Annotated in this window: 15 protein-coding genes, 1 tRNA gene and 1 pseudogene; 13 read left to right on the top strand and 4 right to left on the bottom strand. The window is 69.4% G+C overall.

Translation table 11 applies throughout. The features are described 5' to 3' along the window. Positions 1 to 78: 78 nt before the first annotated feature. Both KHP12_RS30905 and KHP12_RS30900 read right to left on the bottom strand, forming a co-directional pair. Entirely contained in the window at positions 79 to 1,587 is a 1,509-nt protein-coding gene (locus KHP12_RS30905; protein ID WP_086885960.1) for an MFS transporter, read from the bottom strand. A gap of 182 nt (positions 1,588 to 1,769) precedes the next feature. Next, the gene (locus KHP12_RS30900; protein ID WP_086885959.1) at positions 1,770 to 2,420 is read right to left on the bottom strand and encodes a TetR/AcrR family transcriptional regulator; all 651 of its coding nucleotides are present in this window, start codon (positions 2,418 to 2,420) and stop codon (positions 1,770 to 1,772) included. A 303-nt stretch (positions 2,421 to 2,723) separates the two neighbouring features. Between KHP12_RS30900 and KHP12_RS30895 the strand changes: the two genes are divergently transcribed. After that, a complete protein-coding gene (locus KHP12_RS30895) occupies positions 2,724 to 4,055 on the top strand; it encodes a M6 family metalloprotease domain-containing protein (protein WP_210609729.1) in 1,332 nt (443 codons plus the stop codon). On the opposite strand, the gene KHP12_RS30890 is transcribed toward KHP12_RS30895, so the two are convergent. Then, a complete protein-coding gene (locus tag KHP12_RS30890; RefSeq protein WP_086886420.1) occupies positions 4,021 to 4,656 on the bottom strand; it encodes a TetR family transcriptional regulator in 636 nt (211 codons plus the stop codon). The two genes, KHP12_RS30895 and KHP12_RS30890, sit on opposite strands and share 35 nt — an antisense overlap. Positions 4,657 to 4,806: 150 nt before the next feature. Here KHP12_RS30890 and KHP12_RS30885 point away from each other — a divergent pair, with 150 nt between their 5' ends. The 12 genes and pseudogenes from KHP12_RS30885 to KHP12_RS30830 all read left to right on the top strand — a co-directional run bounded on the left by KHP12_RS30885 (position 4,807) and on the right by KHP12_RS30830 (position 15,726). Further along, positions 4,807 to 4,962, top strand: coding sequence for a hypothetical protein (locus tag KHP12_RS30885; protein ID WP_014054348.1), 156 nt, complete (start codon positions 4,807 to 4,809; stop codon positions 4,960 to 4,962). Between the two features lie 5 nt (positions 4,963 to 4,967). Further along, positions 4,968 to 5,246 carry a DUF4190 domain-containing protein gene (locus KHP12_RS30880; RefSeq protein WP_037948133.1) on the top strand — a complete coding sequence of 93 codons (279 nt, stop codon included), beginning with the start codon at positions 4,968 to 4,970 and terminating at the stop codon, positions 5,244 to 5,246. Between the two features lie 100 nt (positions 5,247 to 5,346). Further along, a complete protein-coding gene (locus KHP12_RS30875) occupies positions 5,347 to 6,408 on the top strand; it encodes a Rieske 2Fe-2S domain-containing protein (RefSeq protein WP_086886421.1) in 1,062 nt (353 codons plus the stop codon). Beyond that, entirely contained in the window at positions 6,405 to 6,614 is a 210-nt protein-coding gene (locus KHP12_RS30870) for a hypothetical protein (RefSeq protein ID WP_037948130.1), read from the top strand. Before KHP12_RS30875 ends, KHP12_RS30870 begins: the two co-directional genes overlap by 4 nt. Further along, complete coding sequence (locus tag KHP12_RS30865; RefSeq protein ID WP_211833950.1) at positions 6,611 to 7,609, top strand: PDR/VanB family oxidoreductase; 999 nt, start codon at positions 6,611 to 6,613, stop codon at positions 7,607 to 7,609. The genes KHP12_RS30870 and KHP12_RS30865 overlap by 4 nt, the downstream gene beginning before the upstream one ends. Positions 7,610 to 7,760: 151 nt before the next feature. Next, complete coding sequence (locus tag KHP12_RS30860; protein WP_086886170.1) at positions 7,761 to 8,786, top strand: ABC transporter substrate-binding protein; 1,026 nt, start codon at positions 7,761 to 7,763, stop codon at positions 8,784 to 8,786. A 61-nt stretch (positions 8,787 to 8,847) separates the two neighbouring features. After that, positions 8,848 to 9,735 carry a siderophore-interacting protein gene (locus KHP12_RS30855; protein WP_210609725.1) on the top strand — a complete coding sequence of 296 codons (888 nt, stop codon included), beginning with the start codon at positions 8,848 to 8,850 and terminating at the stop codon, positions 9,733 to 9,735. Positions 9,736 to 10,027: 292 nt separating this feature from the next. Then, positions 10,028 to 11,614 carry a pyridoxal phosphate-dependent decarboxylase family protein gene (locus tag KHP12_RS30850; protein WP_276328630.1) on the top strand — a complete coding sequence of 529 codons (1,587 nt, stop codon included), beginning with the start codon at positions 10,028 to 10,030 and terminating at the stop codon, positions 11,612 to 11,614. A gap of 26 nt (positions 11,615 to 11,640) precedes the next feature. Beyond that, entirely contained in the window at positions 11,641 to 12,948 is a 1,308-nt protein-coding gene (locus KHP12_RS30845; RefSeq protein WP_086881552.1) for a lysine N(6)-hydroxylase/L-ornithine N(5)-oxygenase family protein, read from the top strand. After that, positions 12,945 to 13,502, top strand: a pseudogene (locus KHP12_RS30840) (GNAT family N-acetyltransferase); the annotation flags it as partial. The gene KHP12_RS30845 and the pseudogene KHP12_RS30840, both read left to right, overlap by 4 nt. Positions 13,503 to 13,711: 209 nt before the next feature. After that, a complete protein-coding gene (locus tag KHP12_RS30835; RefSeq protein ID WP_086881551.1) occupies positions 13,712 to 15,499 on the top strand; it encodes an IucA/IucC family protein in 1,788 nt (595 codons plus the stop codon). Between the two features lie 154 nt (positions 15,500 to 15,653). After that, a tRNA-Arg gene (locus tag KHP12_RS30830) sits at positions 15,654 to 15,726 on the top strand. Between the two features lie 2,020 nt (positions 15,727 to 17,746). Here the strand turns inward: KHP12_RS30830 and KHP12_RS30825 are convergent. Beyond that, positions 17,747 to 17,920 carry a hypothetical protein gene (locus tag KHP12_RS30825; protein WP_167442471.1) on the bottom strand — a complete coding sequence of 58 codons (174 nt, stop codon included), beginning with the start codon at positions 17,918 to 17,920 and terminating at the stop codon, positions 17,747 to 17,749. Positions 17,921 to 18,525: the final 605 nt, after the last annotated feature.

The following is an 18,525-nucleotide window of genomic DNA, read 5'->3' as shown; positions in this document are numbered from 1 at the left end:
TCGAGTCCCGAGGAGGAGCGGGGCCTTCACCTGACGTCAGACCGGCTACGGACAGTCCGGCGAACGGGCCTCAGCGCATCAGTGCGCCATCACCGGAACGACGTCCTCCGCCGCACCCTCACCGGAGCCCGCGACCGCGCCGTCGCCCTTCGGCTGTCCGGCGTTGACGAACGTGATGGCGATGACCGCGGCCAGCACCAGGATGCCGACCGCCCACCAGATGGCGGCGCTGTAGCCGTGCACCATCGACTGGAGCTGAAGCGCCGTGCGGGAAGGGGCCCCCGCCGCATGCGACTTCGCGTACTCGGTGGTGGCGCTCGCCGCGATCGTGTTCAGCAGCGCGGTGCCGATGGCGCCGCCGACCTGCTGCGAGGTGTTGACCATCGCCGAGGCGACACCCGCGTCACGCGGCTCGACACCATGCGTGGCCAGGCTCATCGCCGGCATGAAGGCGGTACCCATACCGAGGCCGAGCAACAGGAACCCGGGCAGGATCAGCGCCGGGTACGAGGTGTCCAGGTCGATCTGGGTCAGCAGCAGCATGCCGACCGAGGCGACCAGGAAGCCCGGGCCCATCAGCAGCCGCGCCGGGACGCGGGTCATCAGCCGGGCGCCGATCTGCGTCGAGCCGGTGATCATGCCCGCGACCATCGGCAGGAAGGCGAAGCCGGTCTTGACCGGGCTGTACCCCTTGACGACCTGCATGTAGTAGGTGAGGAAGAGGAACAGGCCGAACATGCCGATGATGGCGAGGGCCAGCGAGGCGTAGACACCGCCGCGGTTGCGGTCGGCGACCACCCGCAGCGGCAGCAGCGGCGCCTTCACCCGCGACTCGACGACCACGAAGGCGAGCAGCAGCACGGCCGCGGCGACGAACAGACCGATGGTCGGGCCCGCGGACCAGCCGTCGGCCTCGGCGCGGGTGAAGCCGTAGACCAGCGAGACCAGACCGGTGGTGGCCAGGATCACGCCGGGGACGTCCAGCCGGGACGAGTTGTGGCTCTCCACCGGCTCGCGGATCACGGCGACCGCGCCGATCGCGGCGACGATGGCGAACGGGATGTTCACGAAGAAGGTCCAGCGCCAGTCCATGTACTCGGTGAGCACACCACCGAGGATCAGACCGACGGCGCCGCCACCACCGGCGATGGCACCGAAGACACCGAACGCCTTGGCGCGCTCCTTGGCGTCGGTGAACATCACCGCGAGCAGCGAGAGCGCGGAGGGGGCGAGCAGCGCGCCGAACACACCCTGGAGGGCGCGCGCACCCAGCAGCATGGGGGTGTTCAGCGCGGCACCGCCGACGGCCGAGGCGGCGGCGAAGCCGATCAGACCGACGATGAAGGTCTGCTTGCGTCCCCACAGGTCGGCGATCCGGCCGCCGAACAGCAGCAGTCCGCCGAAGGCGAGGGCGTAGGCGGTGATGACCCACTGCCGGTTGCCGTCGGAGATGCCGAGATCGGCCTGGGCGCTGGGCAGCGCGATGTTCACGATGGTCGCGTCGAGCACGACCATCAGCTGGGCGAGGGCGATGAATATGAGCGCTTTCCAGCGCCGGGGATCGACGAACTGAGCCGTTTCAGGCATGGATGGGCCTACCTAGCGGTGCGGAGAGTGAGAAATGGAACGTAAGGGGCCGGTCAGGGTCAGACCGGCATAAGCCGTTGGAATAAGAGGTAGCGAGAGGCGACGACGCACGTAAGGAAGACGTGTGAACGTGCGCGGAATAAGCGGTGCTCCGGGATCGGCCGGATGCGATCTATGTCACGTCACGGCCGGTGTTGCAGATCCTCCAAGGTCACGGACTTTCCGGGTAGTTCCGAGCGCGCCGGGGTGTGCAGACCGTCCAGGAACAGTTGCAGATGCCGGTGCACAAAGGGCTCGAAGTCCACACAGGCGCTGCCGGGCAGCGGCCGGGTGAGCTGATTGAGCGCGACCATCAGGTCACCGACGCCGATGTCGGTGCGCAGTTTGCCTTCGGCTTTCGCGGCCCCCATCAGGGCTTCGACACCGTCCGCCAGACGGTCGCGGGTAGCGATGAAATCAGGGTGCTCCTTGTCGAGGCCGTCGGAGAGCAGCAGGCACAGCGCGCCGATGTGCTCGTCCGCCGCGGCGTGGACGAAGCGCCGCAGCGCCGAGAAGGTGTCGTCCTCCTCGGCCAGGGCGGATTCGGCCTGGTCGGCGACACGGGACATCACCGAGAGCGCCACATGGTGGATCAGCTCACGGCGGTCCGTGAAGTGCCGGTAGATCGTGGCATTGCCGACCCCCGCCCGTCGAGCGATTTCATCGAGGGGGATGTGCGCCCCGCACTCGACGATCACCTCTCGGGCGGCCGCCACAATGCGCTCACGGTTACGCAGGGCGTCCGCGCGCAGCCGGGGCTGTGCGGACTTCGCGGTGATCGTCTCAGCGGCCATGACAGCACTCCCTTCTGCGCGTACGGCTTCCACGCGTACGGTTCTCGGTGGCCGGTGCTCCGGCGGCTTGGCGGCGGCGCCGCGCCCCGGCCTTGACGTTCGAGCTTCAACTTTCCGGGGAGTGAGTCCCCGTTTATGCGGTCACTCGGTTAAACGGGGAATGAGTCCCCGGAATTTCTGCGTCCGTACGTGACCTGCCTCACACCTGCCCGGCACCCCCGCCGCCCGGACGGAGCAGCTCATTCCGCCGTTCGGCGGCACCCCACGGGCGCCCCGGACCGCGCCATCACACCGTGGTCGGCAATGGACCAGACGCATGGGACCACCCGCCCCCGCATACGAATACGCCGGCCCCGCAGAGGCAGCGCGTTCGCCACCGCCGCCGTGCTCACGGTGGCGGTGGTCGCCCCGGCGGCGGCCCCGCGTCCCGCGCCCCCCGCACCCTCCGAGCTGACCCCGGCGCCCTCCGCGCCCCCGGACTTCGGCTCGCTCGCGCCCTGCGCCCTCGCCTCGGGACCGGGGCTCCAGATGGCCGACGGCATACCCACCGGCCGCGGCTACAGCCGCAGCACCGGCACCGTCCACGCCCTCAACCTCATGATCGACTTCCCCGATGTCCGCGGTCAGGGCACCGCCCGCCAGCGCTTCGAGGAGTTCTTCCCGCAGACCTCCCGGTGGTTCGCGCAGAGCTCGTACGGACGGCTGGACTACCGCCCCGAGATGCCGATCACCCACTGGCTGCGGATGCCGCGCCCGTTCCACGCCTACGGCATCAAGCGCGGCAGCCCCTTCGACCCGGGCTATCGCAAACTCGTCGCCGACATCGCCAAGTCCGCCGACCCCAAGGTCGACTTCCGCCGCTACGACCTGGTGAACGTCCTGGTCACCCCGAACGCCGGGCCACCGGCCGCGCATGCCGTGCTGTCCGTCACCTACGCCGACAACCAGCACGCCCCGGCCGCCGACGGCGTTCCGCTGGCCAATGTCTCCTTCGTCTACAGCCGCCAGGACGACGGCTCCGGCTCGCTGCGCCGCACCGGCTTCCGCGTCCTGCCCCATGAGAACGGCCATGTCTTCGGGCTGCCCGACCTCTATACCCACGGCGGCGGCGACAAGGCGGGCCACTGGGATGTGATGTCCGAGGACTGGGGCCCCGGCAACGACCTGCTGGCCTGGCACAAGTGGAAGCTGGGTTGGCTCGGCCCGCGGCAGATCGCGTGCGCCGCCCGGTCCGGGGTCTTCGCCCACACCCTGTCCCCGCTGAGCCGCGCGGAGGGGACCAAGCTGGTCTTCGTCCCCGTCTCGCCGTCCACCGGCTACGCGATCGAGGCGCGGGCGACCGGCGGCAACGACGAGGCGATATGCAAGCCCGGGGTCCTGATCTCCTGGGTGAACACCGGTGTCGACTCCGGCGGCGGCCCCGTCACCATCGTGGACTCCACCCCCAACGGCCGCGGCTGCACCCGGGAGCACAATGTCCACCCCGGGCTCAGCGACGCGGCCTACGCGCCCGGCGAGACCTTCGACGCCGCGGCGAACGGCATACGGATACGGGTCCGGGTCACCGGCCGGGACGCGGCCGGCGACTACGGCGTGGAGATCACGCGTCGTGCCAGTGGCGGCGCCCGAGGCTGATCAGCAGAAGCTGTTTGCGCGCCGTGGCGGCCACTCGCCGCTCGTCCGCGGCCTCGGGGTGATCGGCCTGCGCCTCCAGGAACGCCGTCGCCGTCATCACCATGCGGTCCACATACAGCTCCGCAAGCATCCGGACATCTTCCGGTGGCCAGGATTCCGCCGGGAGCCGCGGACAGAAGGCGGCGGCCACCTCATCGGCGAATCGGTCCAGCTCGGCGGCTATGGCCTGGCGCACCGGGCGCACCCCGCCATGCCGCTCACGTGCGATGAAGCGGATATGCGCGGGGTAGTGACGGACATGTTCGGCGACCGCATCGACGGTGGCCTCGATCCGCTCCTCGTCACCCTCCTGACCGGCGAGGATCGCATTGATCATGTGGTGCAGGCTGCCCAGGCTCTCCTCGACCAGCGCGACACCGAGATCGCTCAGATCCCGGAAGTGCCGGTAGAACGCGGCCGGTGCCACTCCCACCGCCCGCGTGACCTCGCGCAGCCCCAGACTGCTCAGGCTCTGGTCCTCCAGCAGCCGCAACGCGGCGTCCATCAACGCGCGCCGCGTCTTCTCCTTCTGGGCCTGCCGGACCCCGGACGTGTGACTCATATCATTCAGTAAACAGCCGTTCGCTGAATTTTTCCAGGGTTCGGCGGGGTACTCTAGAACTCAGTGAACAGTTGTGATTCCAACTGTTCACCGAACAATTACCATCCGCACGCCAACCGCATCCGGATCGTCACTTCGAGAGAGGCACACATGCTCTTCATCGTCGCGGCACTCGCCCTGATGGGGGTTCTTCTGGGGGCGGCGGCGCACACTCCGCTCCCCCTGTTCCTCGCCGCCGCGGGCGCCATCGGCGCCTGGCTGCTGATCTTCTTCATCCGCGAACGCACCGGGCACAAGGGGAGCTGAGACCCATGGCACTCACCGCACCGTCCCGCACCTCACCGGTCCGGGCGCGCCAGGACGCCGACGGCATGGCCGTCGCCTCCTTCGTGCTCGGTCTGATCGGTCTGCTGCTGTTCAACGCGGTCTTCGGGCCCTGCGCGATCGTCCTGGGGACGCTCGCGATCGCCCGGAACACCCGCCGCAGGGGCCGGGCGCTGCTCGGACTCACCCTCGGCATCGCCGATGTGGTCCTGCTGATCGTCCTGCTGACGGTGAATCACTCCGTCTTCTGGCAGTTCGGCGGCTGACCCGCCCGGCGGTCCACCGCGGCACACCTCCCCGCGCGGCCCTTCCACTCAGTGGAAGGGCCGTTGCCCGTGCGTGACGGGCGTCACCACGCTGGCACGCATGACCGCCTTCGCGAAAAACCAGTGGTACGTCGCCGCCTACGGCCGCGAAATCGGCCGCGAGCTGCTGGGGCGCACCATCCTCGACGAACCCATCGCCTTCTACCGCGCCGAGTCCGACGACAAGGTCATCGCGCTCGCCGACCGCTGTGTGCACCGCCGCTATCCGCTCACCGCCGGCCGTCTCGACGGCGACACGGTCGTCTGCGGCTACCACGGCTTCACCTACGACACCGGCGGCACCTGTGTGTTCGTACCGGGCCAGAAGCGCGTCCCGCGCACCGCCCGGGTCCGCTCCTACCCCGTCGTCGAGCGGGACTCGCTGGTGTGGGTGTGGATCGGGGATCCGGCGCTCGCCGACCCCGGCGCGGTGCCGCGCGCCCCCTGGCTGGCCGATCCGCGCTGGACGACGGTCGGCGGCATGGAGCCGATCGACGCCGACTACGGCCTGCTCGTGGACAATCTGCTGGACCTCTCCCACGAGACGTATCTGCACGGCGGCTACATCGGCACCCCCGAGGTCGCCGAGACCCCGATCACCACGGAGGTCGACGAGGGCGCGGGCGTCGTCCGGGTCAGCCGCCACATGGACGACGCCGAGTGCCCGCCCTTCTACGCCCGCTCCACCGGCATCGAGGGCCGCATCACCCGCTGGCAGGACATCGAGTACCACGCGCCCTGTCTGTATCTCCTGCACAGCCGGATCGCCCCGGTGGGAGTGCTGCCGGAACCGGACGGCTCCGATCCCCACGCCTTCCATGTGGAGATCACCTACGCCATCACCCCGTCCACCGACCGCCATGTGTACGACTTCTGGGCCGTCTCACGGGACTTCGCGCAGGACGACGAGGAGGTCTCCACCTTCCTCCACGACCTCAACCGGACCGTGGTGCTCCAGGACGTGGCGGCGCTGAACGTGCTCCAGAAGGCGCTGGACGCCGAGCGCGCGGGCTATCAGGAGCTCAGCATCAACATCGACACCGGCGGACTGGCCGCGCGCCGCATCCTCGCCCGCCTCGCCGCCGAAGGGGAGAAGACCGCGCCCGTGGTGGCGTCCCCGTGAAGGGCACGCCCACGGCGGAGGTGTACCGGATCGACTGGCTGCCCGGCACCGATGTGCTGCACGGGGTCTGCCACTGCGGCGCCGAGCGCACCGCGGAGGACCCGGTCGAGCTGTGGCAGTGGATGCTCGCCCACCCCACCGGGCACCACCCCGTCGATCCCTCCGAGCACCTGCCCAACGGCCACCGGAAGGAGCCCCGTTCATGAACCCCGGCGGCGAGTACGAGGACACCCTGCTGGTGGCCCGCAGGGAGGAGGTGGCCTCGGACGTGGTGGCGCTGACGCTGCGCCATCCGGCGGGCCGTGACCTCCCCGCCTGGGAGCCCGGCGCCCATCTCGACCTCGTCCTCGACGCGGGCCGGATCCGGCAGTACTCGCTGTGCGGCGACCCCGCCGACCGCGCCTCCTGGCGGATCGCGGTGCTCCGCGCCCCCGCCGGGCGCGGCGGCTCCGCCCGGGTGCACGACACCCTCACCGAGGGCGGCACGGTGCGGGTGCGCGGGCCGCGCAACCACTTCGCGCTGCGCCCGGCGGCCCGCTATCTGTTCATCGCGGGCGGCATCGGCATCACCCCCCTCCTCCCCATGACGGCCGCCGCCGAGGCCGCGGGCGCCGACTGGCGGCTGCTCTACGGCGGGCGCACCCGTGCCTCGATGGCCTTCGCGGACGAGCTCGCCGCCGCCTACGGCGACAAGGTGCGCCTGGTGCCGCAGGACGAGGAGGGGCTGCTCGACCTCGCGCCGTACCTCACCGCGCCGCACCCCACCGCGCCGCACCCCACCGCCCCGGCCGGTCCCGGCACCCTGGTCTACTGCTGCGGCCCCGAACCACTGCTCCAGGCCGCCGAGGAGGCGTGCCGCGACTGGCCCGAGGGGTCCCTGCACACCGAGCGCTTCCAGCCCCGTACGCACGACGCGGGCGCCGAATCGGGCACCCGGGCCTTCGAGTTGGTGCTCACCCGCTCGGGTCTGACGCTCACCGTGGAGCCGGAGCGCAGCGTGCTGCGCACGGTCGAGGCGGCGGGGGTACCGGTTTTGTACTCCTGCGAAGAGGGCACCTGTGGGACGTGTGAGACGGACGTCGTCGAGGGGGAGGTGGACCACCACGACTCCGTGCTCACCGACGAGGAGCGGGCCTCGGGCGAGACGATGATGATCTGTGTCTCACGCTGCCGTGGCCCGCGATTGGTGCTGGACCTGTGAATCCGCCCTGAACGGCCGTATGAGCCCCTCGATGTGAGGTCCGGAACGACCCCACCCACTGGACAAACAGGTTGGTTAGGCTAACCTAACTACGTCCTCGGGTTGCCGTCCCGTGACCATGCCCCCGTATGCATCGAGAGAGAGCACCTTCATGCGCCAGGCCAGAGCACTCCCCCTCTCCCGCCGCGGTCTGCTCACCGCGGGCGGCGCCCTCGGGCTCGGAGCCCTGGTCACCGCCTGCGGGGACAACGGCGGTTCGGGCTCCGGCGGTGACGACGGCGGCGGCTCCTGGTCGTTCACCGATGACCGCAAGAAGAAGATCAGCCTCGACAGCCGGCCGCAGCACATCGTGGCCTACATCGCCGCGGCGGCCGCGCTCTACGACTTCGGCATCGAGAAGCAGATCACGGGCGTCTTCGGCCCGACCACGCTGAAGAACGGCAAGCCGGACGTCCAGGCGGGCGACTTCCCCGTCGACCAGGCCACGTCCCTGGGCAACACCTGGGGCCAGTTCAACGTCGAGAAGTACGCCTCGCTCAGCCCCGATCTGCTGATCACCAACATGTACGACCCGGGCGCGCTCTTCTACCTCCCGGACGACAGCAAGAAGAAGATCCTCCAGCTGGCCCCCAGCGCCGCCATCGCCACCGGCCGGATCTCCATGCTCGAGCCCATCAAGCGCTACGCCGCGCTGGCCGAGGCGCTCGGCGCCGACCTGAAGGCCAAGAAGGTCACCGACGCCAAGGCGCGGTTCGAGAAGGCCACCGAGACCCTGCGCAAAACCGTCAAATCGCACAAGATCAAGGTCATGGCCTGCTCCGCCAGCGCCGATCTCTTCTATGTCTCCAACCCGAAGATCAATGCCGACCTGATCTACTTCAGCGAGCTCGGCGTCGACTTCGTCGTCCCCGAAAAGCCCGACAAGGGCGGCTACTTCGAGAGCCTCAGCTGGGAGAACGCCGACAAGTACGACGCTGATGTGCTCTTCCTCGACAACCGCACCGCGACCCTCCAGCCGGGGGCCCTGACCTCCAAGCCGACCTGGTCCAAGCTGGCCGCGGTCAAGGCCGGTCAGATCGCCCCCTGGAGCAGCGAGCCGCGCTTCTCGTACGCAGGCGCCGCCCCGCTCGTCGAATCCCTCACCAAGGCCATCCAGGACGCGAAGAAGGTCAGCTGACGGTCAGTCGACCGGCTGGCCCCGGCCTCCCCACGGCAAGCGAAGGGAAGACCCCCCTCCCATGACCACCGCAGCCACCAAAACCGCCCCCACCACCGCCGTCCCGTTCCGGTTCTTCGACGCGCGGGTCGTGCGGACCCGCGCGCTCGGACCGTCCATGGCGCGGATCACCTTCGGCGGCGCCTGTCTGAAGGACTTCATCAGCGGAGGCCGCGACCAGCGCTTCAAACTCTTCCTGCCGCACCCCGGCCAGACCGCCCCGGTGGTGCCGGTCGAGGCCGGGGATGGCTGGTTCACCACCTGGCGGGCGATGGATCCGGCCGAGCGCGGCATCATGCGCTCGTACACGGTGCGCCAACAGCGCCGCGACCCCGATGAGATCGACGTGGACTTCGCGCTCCACCACGACAGCGGCCCGGCCGCCCGCTGGGCCGCGCGCGCCGAGGCAGGCGACCGCGTCACCCTGCTGGGCCCGGTGGTGGAGGACAACGGCGGGGTGGACTTCCGGCCGCCGTCCAGGACCGACTGGGTGCTGATCACCGGCGACGAGACCGCGCTGCCCGCCATCGCGGGCATCCTCGAATGGCTGCCCGCCGACTTCCCCGTCAAGGTGTGGCTCGAGGTCCAGCACGCCGAGGACATCCAGGAGCTGCGCACCGAGGCGAGGGCCGAGATCACCTGGCTGGTCCGGGACGCCATCGCCCCCGGCACCCCGCGCTCCGCCCTGCTGCTGAACGCGGTGGGCGCCGCCGAGCTGCCCTACGGCACGCCGTACGCCTGGATCGCGGGCGAGGCCGGAACGGTCAGGGCGCTGCGCCGCCACCTGGTGCGCGAGCGCGGCTTCGACCGCAAGGCCGTCACCTTCACCGGCTACTGGCGCCTGGGCGCCTGTGAGGAGCAGCTCGTCGAGGAGGCCGTGTCGGGCGCCGGCCCCGCGACCGACGACTGACCCCGTCGCCGGAGCCGCTCCCCAGCCCCCCAGCTGAATCCACCCCCGCGGCGCACAACTGAATCCCTCTCACCGAATCCCTCCAAAGGACCGCAGAGGGCCGACCGCTGGACGCCGGCGGCCGACCGCTCGGCGCGCCCCCGCGCGCCCTGCCGCCACGTCCAGCGCCCCCGCATGCCCACCAGGCCGTCAGCCCACCGGGCCGTCAGGCCGCAGGCCGCCCCCTCCCCCACCCAGCCGCATGCCGGCGCCGTCCGCACGCCCGCATGCTCGTTTCCAGAAGGGACAGACCGTGAGTTTCCTCGCGCAGACCGCTGAGGACCCGTCGCCGGAGCCGATACCCGGGGCGGCGGATGGCAGGGCCCACCTCTTCAACGGCCGTACGGCGGAACGCTATCGGCGCTCCGTGACCGACGGCGTCGGCCTGGTGGCCGCCACCGTCGCCCGCGCCGAGCGCCCCTTCACCGGCATCACCCCCGCCGAGCTCGCCCCCGAGATCTCCGGAATCGACCTGGAGCGCCCGCTCGGCGATCCGGACGCCGCGCTCAAGGAGCTGGAGAGCGTCTACCTCAGGGACACCGTCTACTTCCACCACCCGCGCTACCTGGCCCATCTCAACTGCCCCGTGGTGATCCCCGCACTGCTGGGCGAGGCCGTCCTCTCCGCCGTCAACTCCTCCCTCGACACCTGGGACCAGAGCGCCGGCGGCACCCTGATCGAGCGCCGGCTGATCGACTGGACCGCGGAGCGCATCGGCCTCGGCGAGGCCGCGGACGGCATCTTCACCAGCGGCGGCACCCAGTCCAACCTCCAGGCGATGCTGCTCGCCCGCGACGAGGCGTGCACCCTGGTCGAGAAGGAGGCCACCGCCGCCGGTGAGACGATCGCGAAATCCGCGATCCTGCCCCGGCTGCGCATCCTCACCTCCCAGGTCAGCCACTTCTCCATCCAGAAGGCCGCCGCCATCCTCGGGCTCGGCTACGAGGCCGTCATCCCGGTCCCCTGCGACCAGGACCGCCGGATGCGGACCGTCTCCCTCGCCCATGAGCTGGACCGCTGCCGCCGCGAGGGCCTGATCGTCATGGCCGTCGTGGCCACCGCGGGCACCACCGACTTCGGCTCCATCGACCCGCTGCCCGAGATCGCCGAGCTGTGCGCCCGGCACGGCACCTGGCTGCACGTGGACGCCGCGTACGGCTGCGGGCTGCTGGTCTCCCCGACCCGCCGCCACCTCCTGGACGGCATCGAGCGCGCCGACTCGGTGACCGTGGACTACCACAAGTCCTTCTTCCAGCCGGTCAGCTCCAGCGCCGTCCTGGTCCGCGACCGCGCCACGCTCAGCCACGCCACGTACCACGCGGACTATCTCAACCCCGAGCACAGCGCCCGGAACCTGATCCCCAACCAGGTGGACAAGTCCATCCAGACCACCCGCCGCTTCGACGCGCTCAAACTGTGGCTGACGCTGCGGATCATGGGCGCGGACGCCGTCGGGGCGCTCTTCGACGAGGTGGTGGAGCGGGCCGCCGAGGCATGGGCCCTGCTGGACACCGATCCGCGCTACGAGGTGGTCACCGAGCCGCAGCTGTCCACGCTGGTCTTCCGCTACGTACCGCCGTCCGACGGGCCGTGCGACCCCGACCTCGTCGACCGCGCCAATCTGCACGCCCGGGACGCGCTGGCCGCCTCCGGCGCGGCGGTGGTCGCCGGAACCGTCGTCGACGGCCGTCACCACCTCAAGTTCACCCTGCTCAACCCGGAGACCTCGCTGAGCGACATCGCGTATGTCCTCGACCTGCTGGCCGAACACGCCGGTCAGTACCTGGCCCTCCACATCGAGCCCGAGCTCAGCGGCCCCCGCCACTCGCGCGCCAGTTGAGCCCCTTCACCCCGCCGGAGACCCTCGTGCCCACCCCGCACACCCACGACTTCATCGCGGTCGGGCTCGGCCCCTACAACCTGGGCCTTGCCTGCCTCACCGAGCCGATCGACGAACTCGACGGACTGTTCCTGGAGAGCAAGCCCGACTTCGACTGGCATCCGGGCATGCTGCTGGACGGCGTCACCCTCCAGACCCCGTTCATGGCCGACCTGGTGACCCTGGCCGACCCCACCTCCCCGTACTCCTTCCTCAGCTACCTCAAGGAATCGGGGCGGCTGTACTCCTTCTACATCCGCGAGATCTTCTATCCGCTGCGCGCGGAGTACAACGACTACTGCCGCTGGGCCGCCGCGAAGCTCCCGTCCGTCCGCTTCGGCCACCAGGTGACGAGCGTCGAGTACGACGAGGCCGACGGCCTCTACACGGTGCGCGCCCTGCGCCCCGCGAGCGGCGAGACCACCACCCACCGCGCCCGCCATCTGGTGCTGGGCACCGGCACCCCGCCGTACCTCCCCGAGGTGTGCCGGGGCCTGGGCGGCGATCTGCTGCACAACACGGACTACCTGGAGAACAAGCGGGCGCTCCAGGCCAAGGAGTCCATCACCGTCGTCGGCAGCGGCCAGAGCGCGGCCGAGATCTACCAGGACCTGCTCGCCGACATCGACACCCACGGCTACCGGCTGAACTGGGTGACCCGCTCCCCGCGCTTCTTCCCGCTGGAGTACACCAAACTCACCCTGGAGATGACCTCGCCCGAGTACGTGGACTACTTCCACGCGCTCCCCGAGGACACCCGCTACCGGCTGGAGGGCGAGCAGAAGGGCCTGTTCAAGGGGATCGACGCCGACCTCATCAACGGCATCTTCGACCTCCTGTACCAGAAGAGCGTGGGCGGCCCGGTGCCCACGCGGCTGCTGACCAACACCGCGCTCACCGACGCGGCGTACGACGAGCAGTCCGCCACGTACACCCTCGGGCTGCGCCACACCGAGCAGGAGCGGGACTTCTCGCTCACCACCCAGGGGCTCGTCCTGGCCACCGGTTACCGCTACCAGGTGCCCGCCTTCCTGGACCCGGTGCGCGACCGCATCCGCTGGGACCGCCACGGCCGCTTCGACGTCGCCCGCAACTACAGCATCGACACCACCGGGCGCGGCATCTTCCTCCAGAACGGCGCCACCCACGCCCACAGCCTGACCTCCCCGGACCTGGGCATGGGCCCGTACCGCAACTCGTGGATCATCCGTGAGCTGCTGGGGCGGGAGCACTATCCGGTCGAGAAGTCCATCGCCTTCCAGGAGTTCGGCGCACCGGAAGGAGCCGTGTCATGACATCCCCGCCGCTCTTCGAGCACACCGACGCGCGCCTGGGCACCTTCGCCCTGCGCGCCCTGGACCCGGCGGCCGACGCCGCGCTGCTGCACGGCTGGGTGACCCACCCCAAGGCGTCGTTCTGGATGATGCAGGAGGCGGACGAGGCGGAGGTCGCCGCCGAGTACCGCAAGATCCACGAGCATCCGCACCATGAGGCGTTCATCGGCCTGCACGAGGGGCGTCCGGCGTTCCTGGCCGAGCGCTATGACCCGTCGCGGGTGGAACTCGCCGGTCTCTACCCCTCCCGGCCCGGCGACGTCGGCATGCACTTCCTGTGCGCGCCGACCGACACCCCGGTGCACGGCTTCACGCTCGCCGTGATCACCGCCGTCATGGAGTTCTGCTTCTCCGATCCGGCCGTCCGGCGCGTGGTGGTCGAGCCCGATGTGCGCAATGACGCGGTGCACGCGCTCAACGCGGCCGTCGGCTTCGAGATCGTCGAGCGGATCGCCAAACCCGAGAAGGACGCCTACCTCAGCATCTGCACCCGCGAGCGGTTCGAGGCCGCGCGCACCGCACTCGCCGCCGATGCCGCACGGACGGCACGGACCGACCGCACCGCCCGGACCGCCCGGACCGACCGGACCGACCGGACCGACCGGACCGACCGGACCGACCGGAACGGACGGAACGGACGGACCGAACCGACCCACCCGATCGACCGGAACGAGCGGACTGAACCGACCGCCCGGACGGCCCGCGACGCCCAAGGAGTGACCCGATGAGCCCCCGCGACGCCGTCGCCCACCTCACCCCCGACCTGTGGGACCGGGCGGGCCGCCTCCTCATCCGCAAGGCCCTCGCCGAGTTCACCCACGAGCGGCTGCTCGCTCCCGAGCTCGACCCCACCGGCCGCTACGCCGTGACCAGCGACGACGGGGCGGTGACCTACCGCTTCGCCGCCCGTGTCCTCTCCCTGGACCACTGGCTGGTCGAGGCGGACAGCATCACCCGCCACGACCGGACCGGCGCCGAACTCCCCCTGGACGCACTGGACTTCTTCATCGAGCTGCGCGGGCGGCTCGGCCTGAGCGAGGACATCCTCCCCGTCTACCTCGAGGAGATCAGCTCCACCCTCTCCGGGACGGCCTTCAAACTGGCCGGCGAGCCGGTGGCCGCCGCCCAGCTGGCCAAATCCGGCTTCCAGGAGATCGAGACGGGGATGACCGAGGGCCACCCCTGCTTCGTCGCCAACAACGGCCGCCTCGGCTTCGGCATCCACGAATACCTCTCGTACGCCCCCGAGACCGCGAGCCCCGTCCACCTGATCTGGCTCGCCGCCCGCCGCGACCGCTCCACCTTCACGTCCTCCGCGGACCTGGACTACGACGCCCTGGTCCACTCCGAACTGAGCGCGGAGACCCGGGCCCGCTTCGCGCGGACCCTCACCGACCTCGGCCTGGACCCGGCCGACTACCACCTGCTGCCGGTACACCCCTGGCAGTGGTGGAACAAGCTGTCGGTGAGCTTCGCCGCCGAGGTCGCCCGGCAGTACCTTGTGTGCCTGGGCCCCGGCGACGACGAGTACCTGGCCCAGCAGTCGATCCGTACGTTCTTCAACACCAGCGACCCGTCCAAGCACTATGTGAAGACCGCGCTGTCGGTGCTGAACATGGGCTTCATGCGGGGCCTGTCGGCGGCGTACATGGAGGCGACGCCGGCCATCAACGACTGGCTGGCGTCTCTGATCGCCTCGGACGAGACCTTCCGCGCCGCGCGTTTCTCGATCATCCGGGAACGAGCGGCCATCGGCTACCACCACCGCCAGTACGAGACGGCCACGGCGAAGGGCTCGCCGTACCGCAAGATGCTGGCGGCCCTGTGGCGCGAGAGCCCCGTCCCGTCCCTGGAACCCGGCCAGCGCCTGGCCACGATGGCCTCCCTCCTCCACACCGACCCCGACGGCGCCTCCTTCGTCAGCGCCCTCATCGAGGAGTCCGGCCTCACCCCCGCCACCTGGCTGCGCCGCTACCTGGACGCCTACCTCACCCCGGTGCTGCACAGCTTCTACGCCTACGACCTGGTCTTCATGCCGCACGGCGAGAACGTCATCCTGGTGATCGAGGACGGCGCCGTCCAGCGCGTGATCTTCAAGGACATCGCCGAGGAGATCGCCGTCATGGACCCCACCGCGGTCCTCCCCCCAACCGTGGAACGCATCCGCGTCGACGTCCCCGAGGACAAGAAACTCCTCTCGATCTTCACGGACGTCTTCGACTGCTTCCTCCGCTTCCTCAACGGCATCCTCGTCAGCGAGGGCCTCCTCGAGGAAGACACCTTCTGGCAGACGGTCGCCGACTGCGTCCTCTCCTACCAGCACTCGGCCCCCCACCTCGCGGACAAATTCGCCCAGTACGACATGTTCGCCGAGGACTTCGCCCTCTCCTGCCTCAACCGCCTCCAGCTCCGCAACAACCGCGAAATGGTCGACCTCCAGGACCCGGCCGGCGCCCTCCAGCTGATCGGCACACTGAAGAACCCGATCGCGGGATGGGGGCCAGGGGCCTGACCCACCCGACGGCCCCGAGGCCTCGGGCCGGGACGCCCCGGCCCGAGGCGAAACCCAGGCCCCACCACCCCGGAGCACCCGAACGCCCACGTACCCGACCCGCTACACTGTGACGGCACGCCGCGGCGGCACCACCATGCCGCCCTGACGCCGGGCCTCCGTAGCTCAGGGGATAGAGCACCGCTCTCCTAAAGCGGGTGTCGCAGGTTCGAATCCTGCCGGGGGCACTTGGTTACACCCTGCGTTGCCGCAGGTCAGAGGGCGTCATACGCCTACCCGTGGGGCTACCTACGGCGCCGGGACCAGTGACCGCGCGCGGACCCGGCTCCGCCGCACAACCTGTCCTCGTCCCACGACTTCGCAGGTCAGCAAGGCTGGACGAGGAGCGTCAGCACCGGCCCTCAGCGTCGCAGGTTCGAACCAGAGGGGGTAACTCCAGCAAGCAGCCGGTCACCCACCGCAAGGTGCGCAGGCCGGCAGGGCCCAAGGCCTACCCCTCGGATGGCGATGACCTGAGGTCCGGTCCCTGGCCCACCGGCCCGTCCTCGTCGGGCGCGGTCGATTCGGAAGCGCGGCTCTGCTCTCGCTGCTGCGCGACCCAGCTCACCACGTCACACATAGCGGTCACCTGCTGCCGAGCCAGAGCTTCCGCTTCCGGGCCCTGAACCGTGTCGACACGGGACTCGAAACGCACATCCCGTCGGCGACCGGCGCCCCTCGCACCGTCACCCGGGCCGCCCCGGTCCACCATCGCATCACGATCATCCGCCACAACCACCAGGCTGCCCAGGCGTCCGCGCCCGGGCCCGACAGCAACAGGAAAGCCAGCCCAAAGAGTGAACCGCCCCGGGCGAAGTGGGGCTCAATTCCCGTGTAATGGTCAGAGTCATGGAACGCCCCCCTCCTACCCACCTGAGCTGCGCGACCGTGCGGTGCGCACGATGGCCGAGATCCGGGAGGTATGAGCCTCTACCCGGCCCCACAAGCCTCAGCTCTCGAGCGAGCCATCCCATCGAACCACAGGGCTGTTGGAAGCCAAGCGGCCCATCACGTGAACGACTTCACGCCCTCGCAACTTCGGCAGCCCAAGCAGCATCCACGGACTGACATCCAAGGTCATCCAGACTGCCCGATTGCTGCGGTCCAGCAGCACCAAGATGCAGCGGATATCCGAGGATTTGAGGTGCGTATCGAGTGCCGGAACCAGATAGCAACGCCCATACTCGCCTCTTCGCTCCGCAAGCCATTTACAGTTCCCCTTGTGGGCAAGCCCTCTATCGATGGCAATGCCCATAAGGTGGTCAGCTGACCGGGAAGTAAGCTGCCTCACGTGGCTACTCGCTAGCTTCCCCGCAACCTTCCGCACGCGCAGGCGCACCACTCACCCCCAGCCTCGGATGTAGATTGGCCTATCCCAGCAAATGGAACTACGAGGATCGGAGGCGCGGGAAATCAATTCAGCCATCCGATGGTTGCCTTCCATCATCTGTCCATCCCCTCCAATCGTCATGAAGCTACGCCCTGGGTCGTCTGGATGGAAAACGAACCGTAGTAGGTCTTCATCACCCTGCCCCTGAAGCATTCCCCTCTTCATCGGGTCATGGGCCCACGCGCCGTTCTCATCAACCATGTCATGGGCGATCCCGCGAAGATCTCCCGCCGTAGCATTCGGCTCCGGAAGGCTGGGTTATTCCGCTTACCGAAGAGCCGGCTCAAGGAGCCGCCCTGTTCACCGCACTTGGCGTTGTGAACGAGAACCGGTGTCTGGCCCGCGAGCACATAGTACGTGTGCTACGTGGACCCGCTCTACCTCCTTATTTGCAGGTCAGCGCTTGTTTCGGGATCCGCTGGCGTCCGTGGTTGTGCGGGGAAATCCGTGGGTGTTGCCGTCGCTACTGCCGTCAGCGGCTCGGGCTGCACGGTCGCGTTGCCGCTGGCGTGGTGTCGGCGAAGGGGGACTCTATTGCCCTACTGCCACGCCCCCTGTTCGACGCGGACGAGAGCGCGGACGATCTGCTCGTAGAACTCGTGGCCGCTCTGGGCGCAGTGTCCGGCGATCCAAAGGGTCAGTTCGTCGGGGGTGTGCAGCGTGCCTGAGGTGCGCCGCAGTTGCGCGCTTCGCCGATGACGCAGACCGCCTCGAACGCTGGCAGGGCCATGGGGTCGGGGACGGTGGTCACGTGGTACTCGCGGAAGCGGTAGCGCCCCCGAGAGTCATTGCGTACCGGTGCGCCGGCATTCGGAGAGTCAGGCATCCTCGGTCGCCTCTTCCTGATCCGGGATGCGCTGTCCCCGCGATTCCGCGACCCTGAGCGCGTCCCTCAAGGCCTCTGTCAACCGGCAGGCCAGCCAGCGGTATTCGGTCGTCGACAGGGTTTTCGTGCCGGGCGCGATGGCGTCGCGGGCGTCCGTGCTCGACACCGCCCGCACCCACCCCCGCGTCTTCGCCGCTACTCCGTCACTCTCGGCGCGCTGCGGTCGCCCGCCGCGCCTGGCGCACCGAACAGGCCGTGTCCACGCCGGCCTGCCCGAGCCCTCGGCCAGGCGCACATCGGCGTCACCGCCGGCGTCTACGCCCACCGTCCGGCTCCGCCTCCAACGCCAAGCCATCGACACCCTCTATGAAGTGCTCAGCGTCGAGGGTGACAGACGTGACGACCCACCCGCCGCAGCAGCCGTCCGCTGACGTTGCCGTCAGCGTTGCCGTCAAACGCCCCAAGAGCCCCGCCGGAATGTCCTTCCGACGGGGCTCCTCAGCGTTCTGGGATCTCACGACCTGGGCAGGTTACGGACTTATATCACTCTCCGCCCCTATCCCCATCTCCGCCGACTGAGAGCAGGGCACTCTCGATTGCATTACGAAGATGCGGACGCGCGTTTCCTGCGTCAGCCTTCCCTAGCAGGATCGGAAGGAATTCTGAATCTGGGTAGCCACCCCCTTCAGCATCCTTCATAGCCCACACCTGCAACCAAATGGCGATCATCATCTCATTGCAAGCTCGGGCTTGTTGCAGCGCATCCGAACT

It is taken from the genome of Streptomyces asiaticus, from assembly GCF_018138715.1.
GTDB classification, from domain to species: domain Bacteria; phylum Actinomycetota; class Actinomycetes; order Streptomycetales; family Streptomycetaceae; genus Streptomyces; species Streptomyces asiaticus.
The sequence above is the reverse complement of the archived record's forward strand: the minus strand, read 5'-3'. Positions and strand labels throughout refer to the sequence as shown.

Excerpts from the sequence above, each read along its gene's own strand:
- KHP12_RS30895 (WP_210609729.1), top strand. The coding sequence starts at position 2,724 with ATGGACCAGACGCATGGGACCACCCGCCCCCGCATACGAATACGCCGG.
- KHP12_RS30855 (WP_210609725.1), top strand. The coding sequence starts at position 8,848 with ATGACCACCGCAGCCACCAAAACCGCCCCCACCACCGCCGTCCCGTTC.
- KHP12_RS30900 (WP_086885959.1), bottom strand. The coding sequence starts at position 2,420 with ATGGCCGCTGAGACGATCACCGCGAAGTCCGCACAGCCCCGGCTGCGC.
- KHP12_RS30860 (WP_086886170.1), top strand. The coding sequence starts at position 7,761 with ATGCGCCAGGCCAGAGCACTCCCCCTCTCCCGCCGCGGTCTGCTCACC.
- KHP12_RS30880 (WP_037948133.1), top strand. The coding sequence starts at position 4,968 with ATGGCACTCACCGCACCGTCCCGCACCTCACCGGTCCGGGCGCGCCAG.
- KHP12_RS30875 (WP_086886421.1), top strand. The coding sequence starts at position 5,347 with ATGACCGCCTTCGCGAAAAACCAGTGGTACGTCGCCGCCTACGGCCGC.
- KHP12_RS30905 (WP_086885960.1), bottom strand. The coding sequence starts at position 1,587 with ATGCCTGAAACGGCTCAGTTCGTCGATCCCCGGCGCTGGAAAGCGCTC.
- KHP12_RS30890 (WP_086886420.1), bottom strand. The coding sequence starts at position 4,656 with ATGAGTCACACGTCCGGGGTCCGGCAGGCCCAGAAGGAGAAGACGCGG.
- KHP12_RS30865 (WP_211833950.1), top strand. The coding sequence starts at position 6,611 with ATGAACCCCGGCGGCGAGTACGAGGACACCCTGCTGGTGGCCCGCAGG.
- KHP12_RS30885 (WP_014054348.1), top strand. The coding sequence starts at position 4,807 with ATGCTCTTCATCGTCGCGGCACTCGCCCTGATGGGGGTTCTTCTGGGG.
- KHP12_RS30835 (WP_086881551.1), top strand. The coding sequence starts at position 13,712 with ATGAGCCCCCGCGACGCCGTCGCCCACCTCACCCCCGACCTGTGGGAC.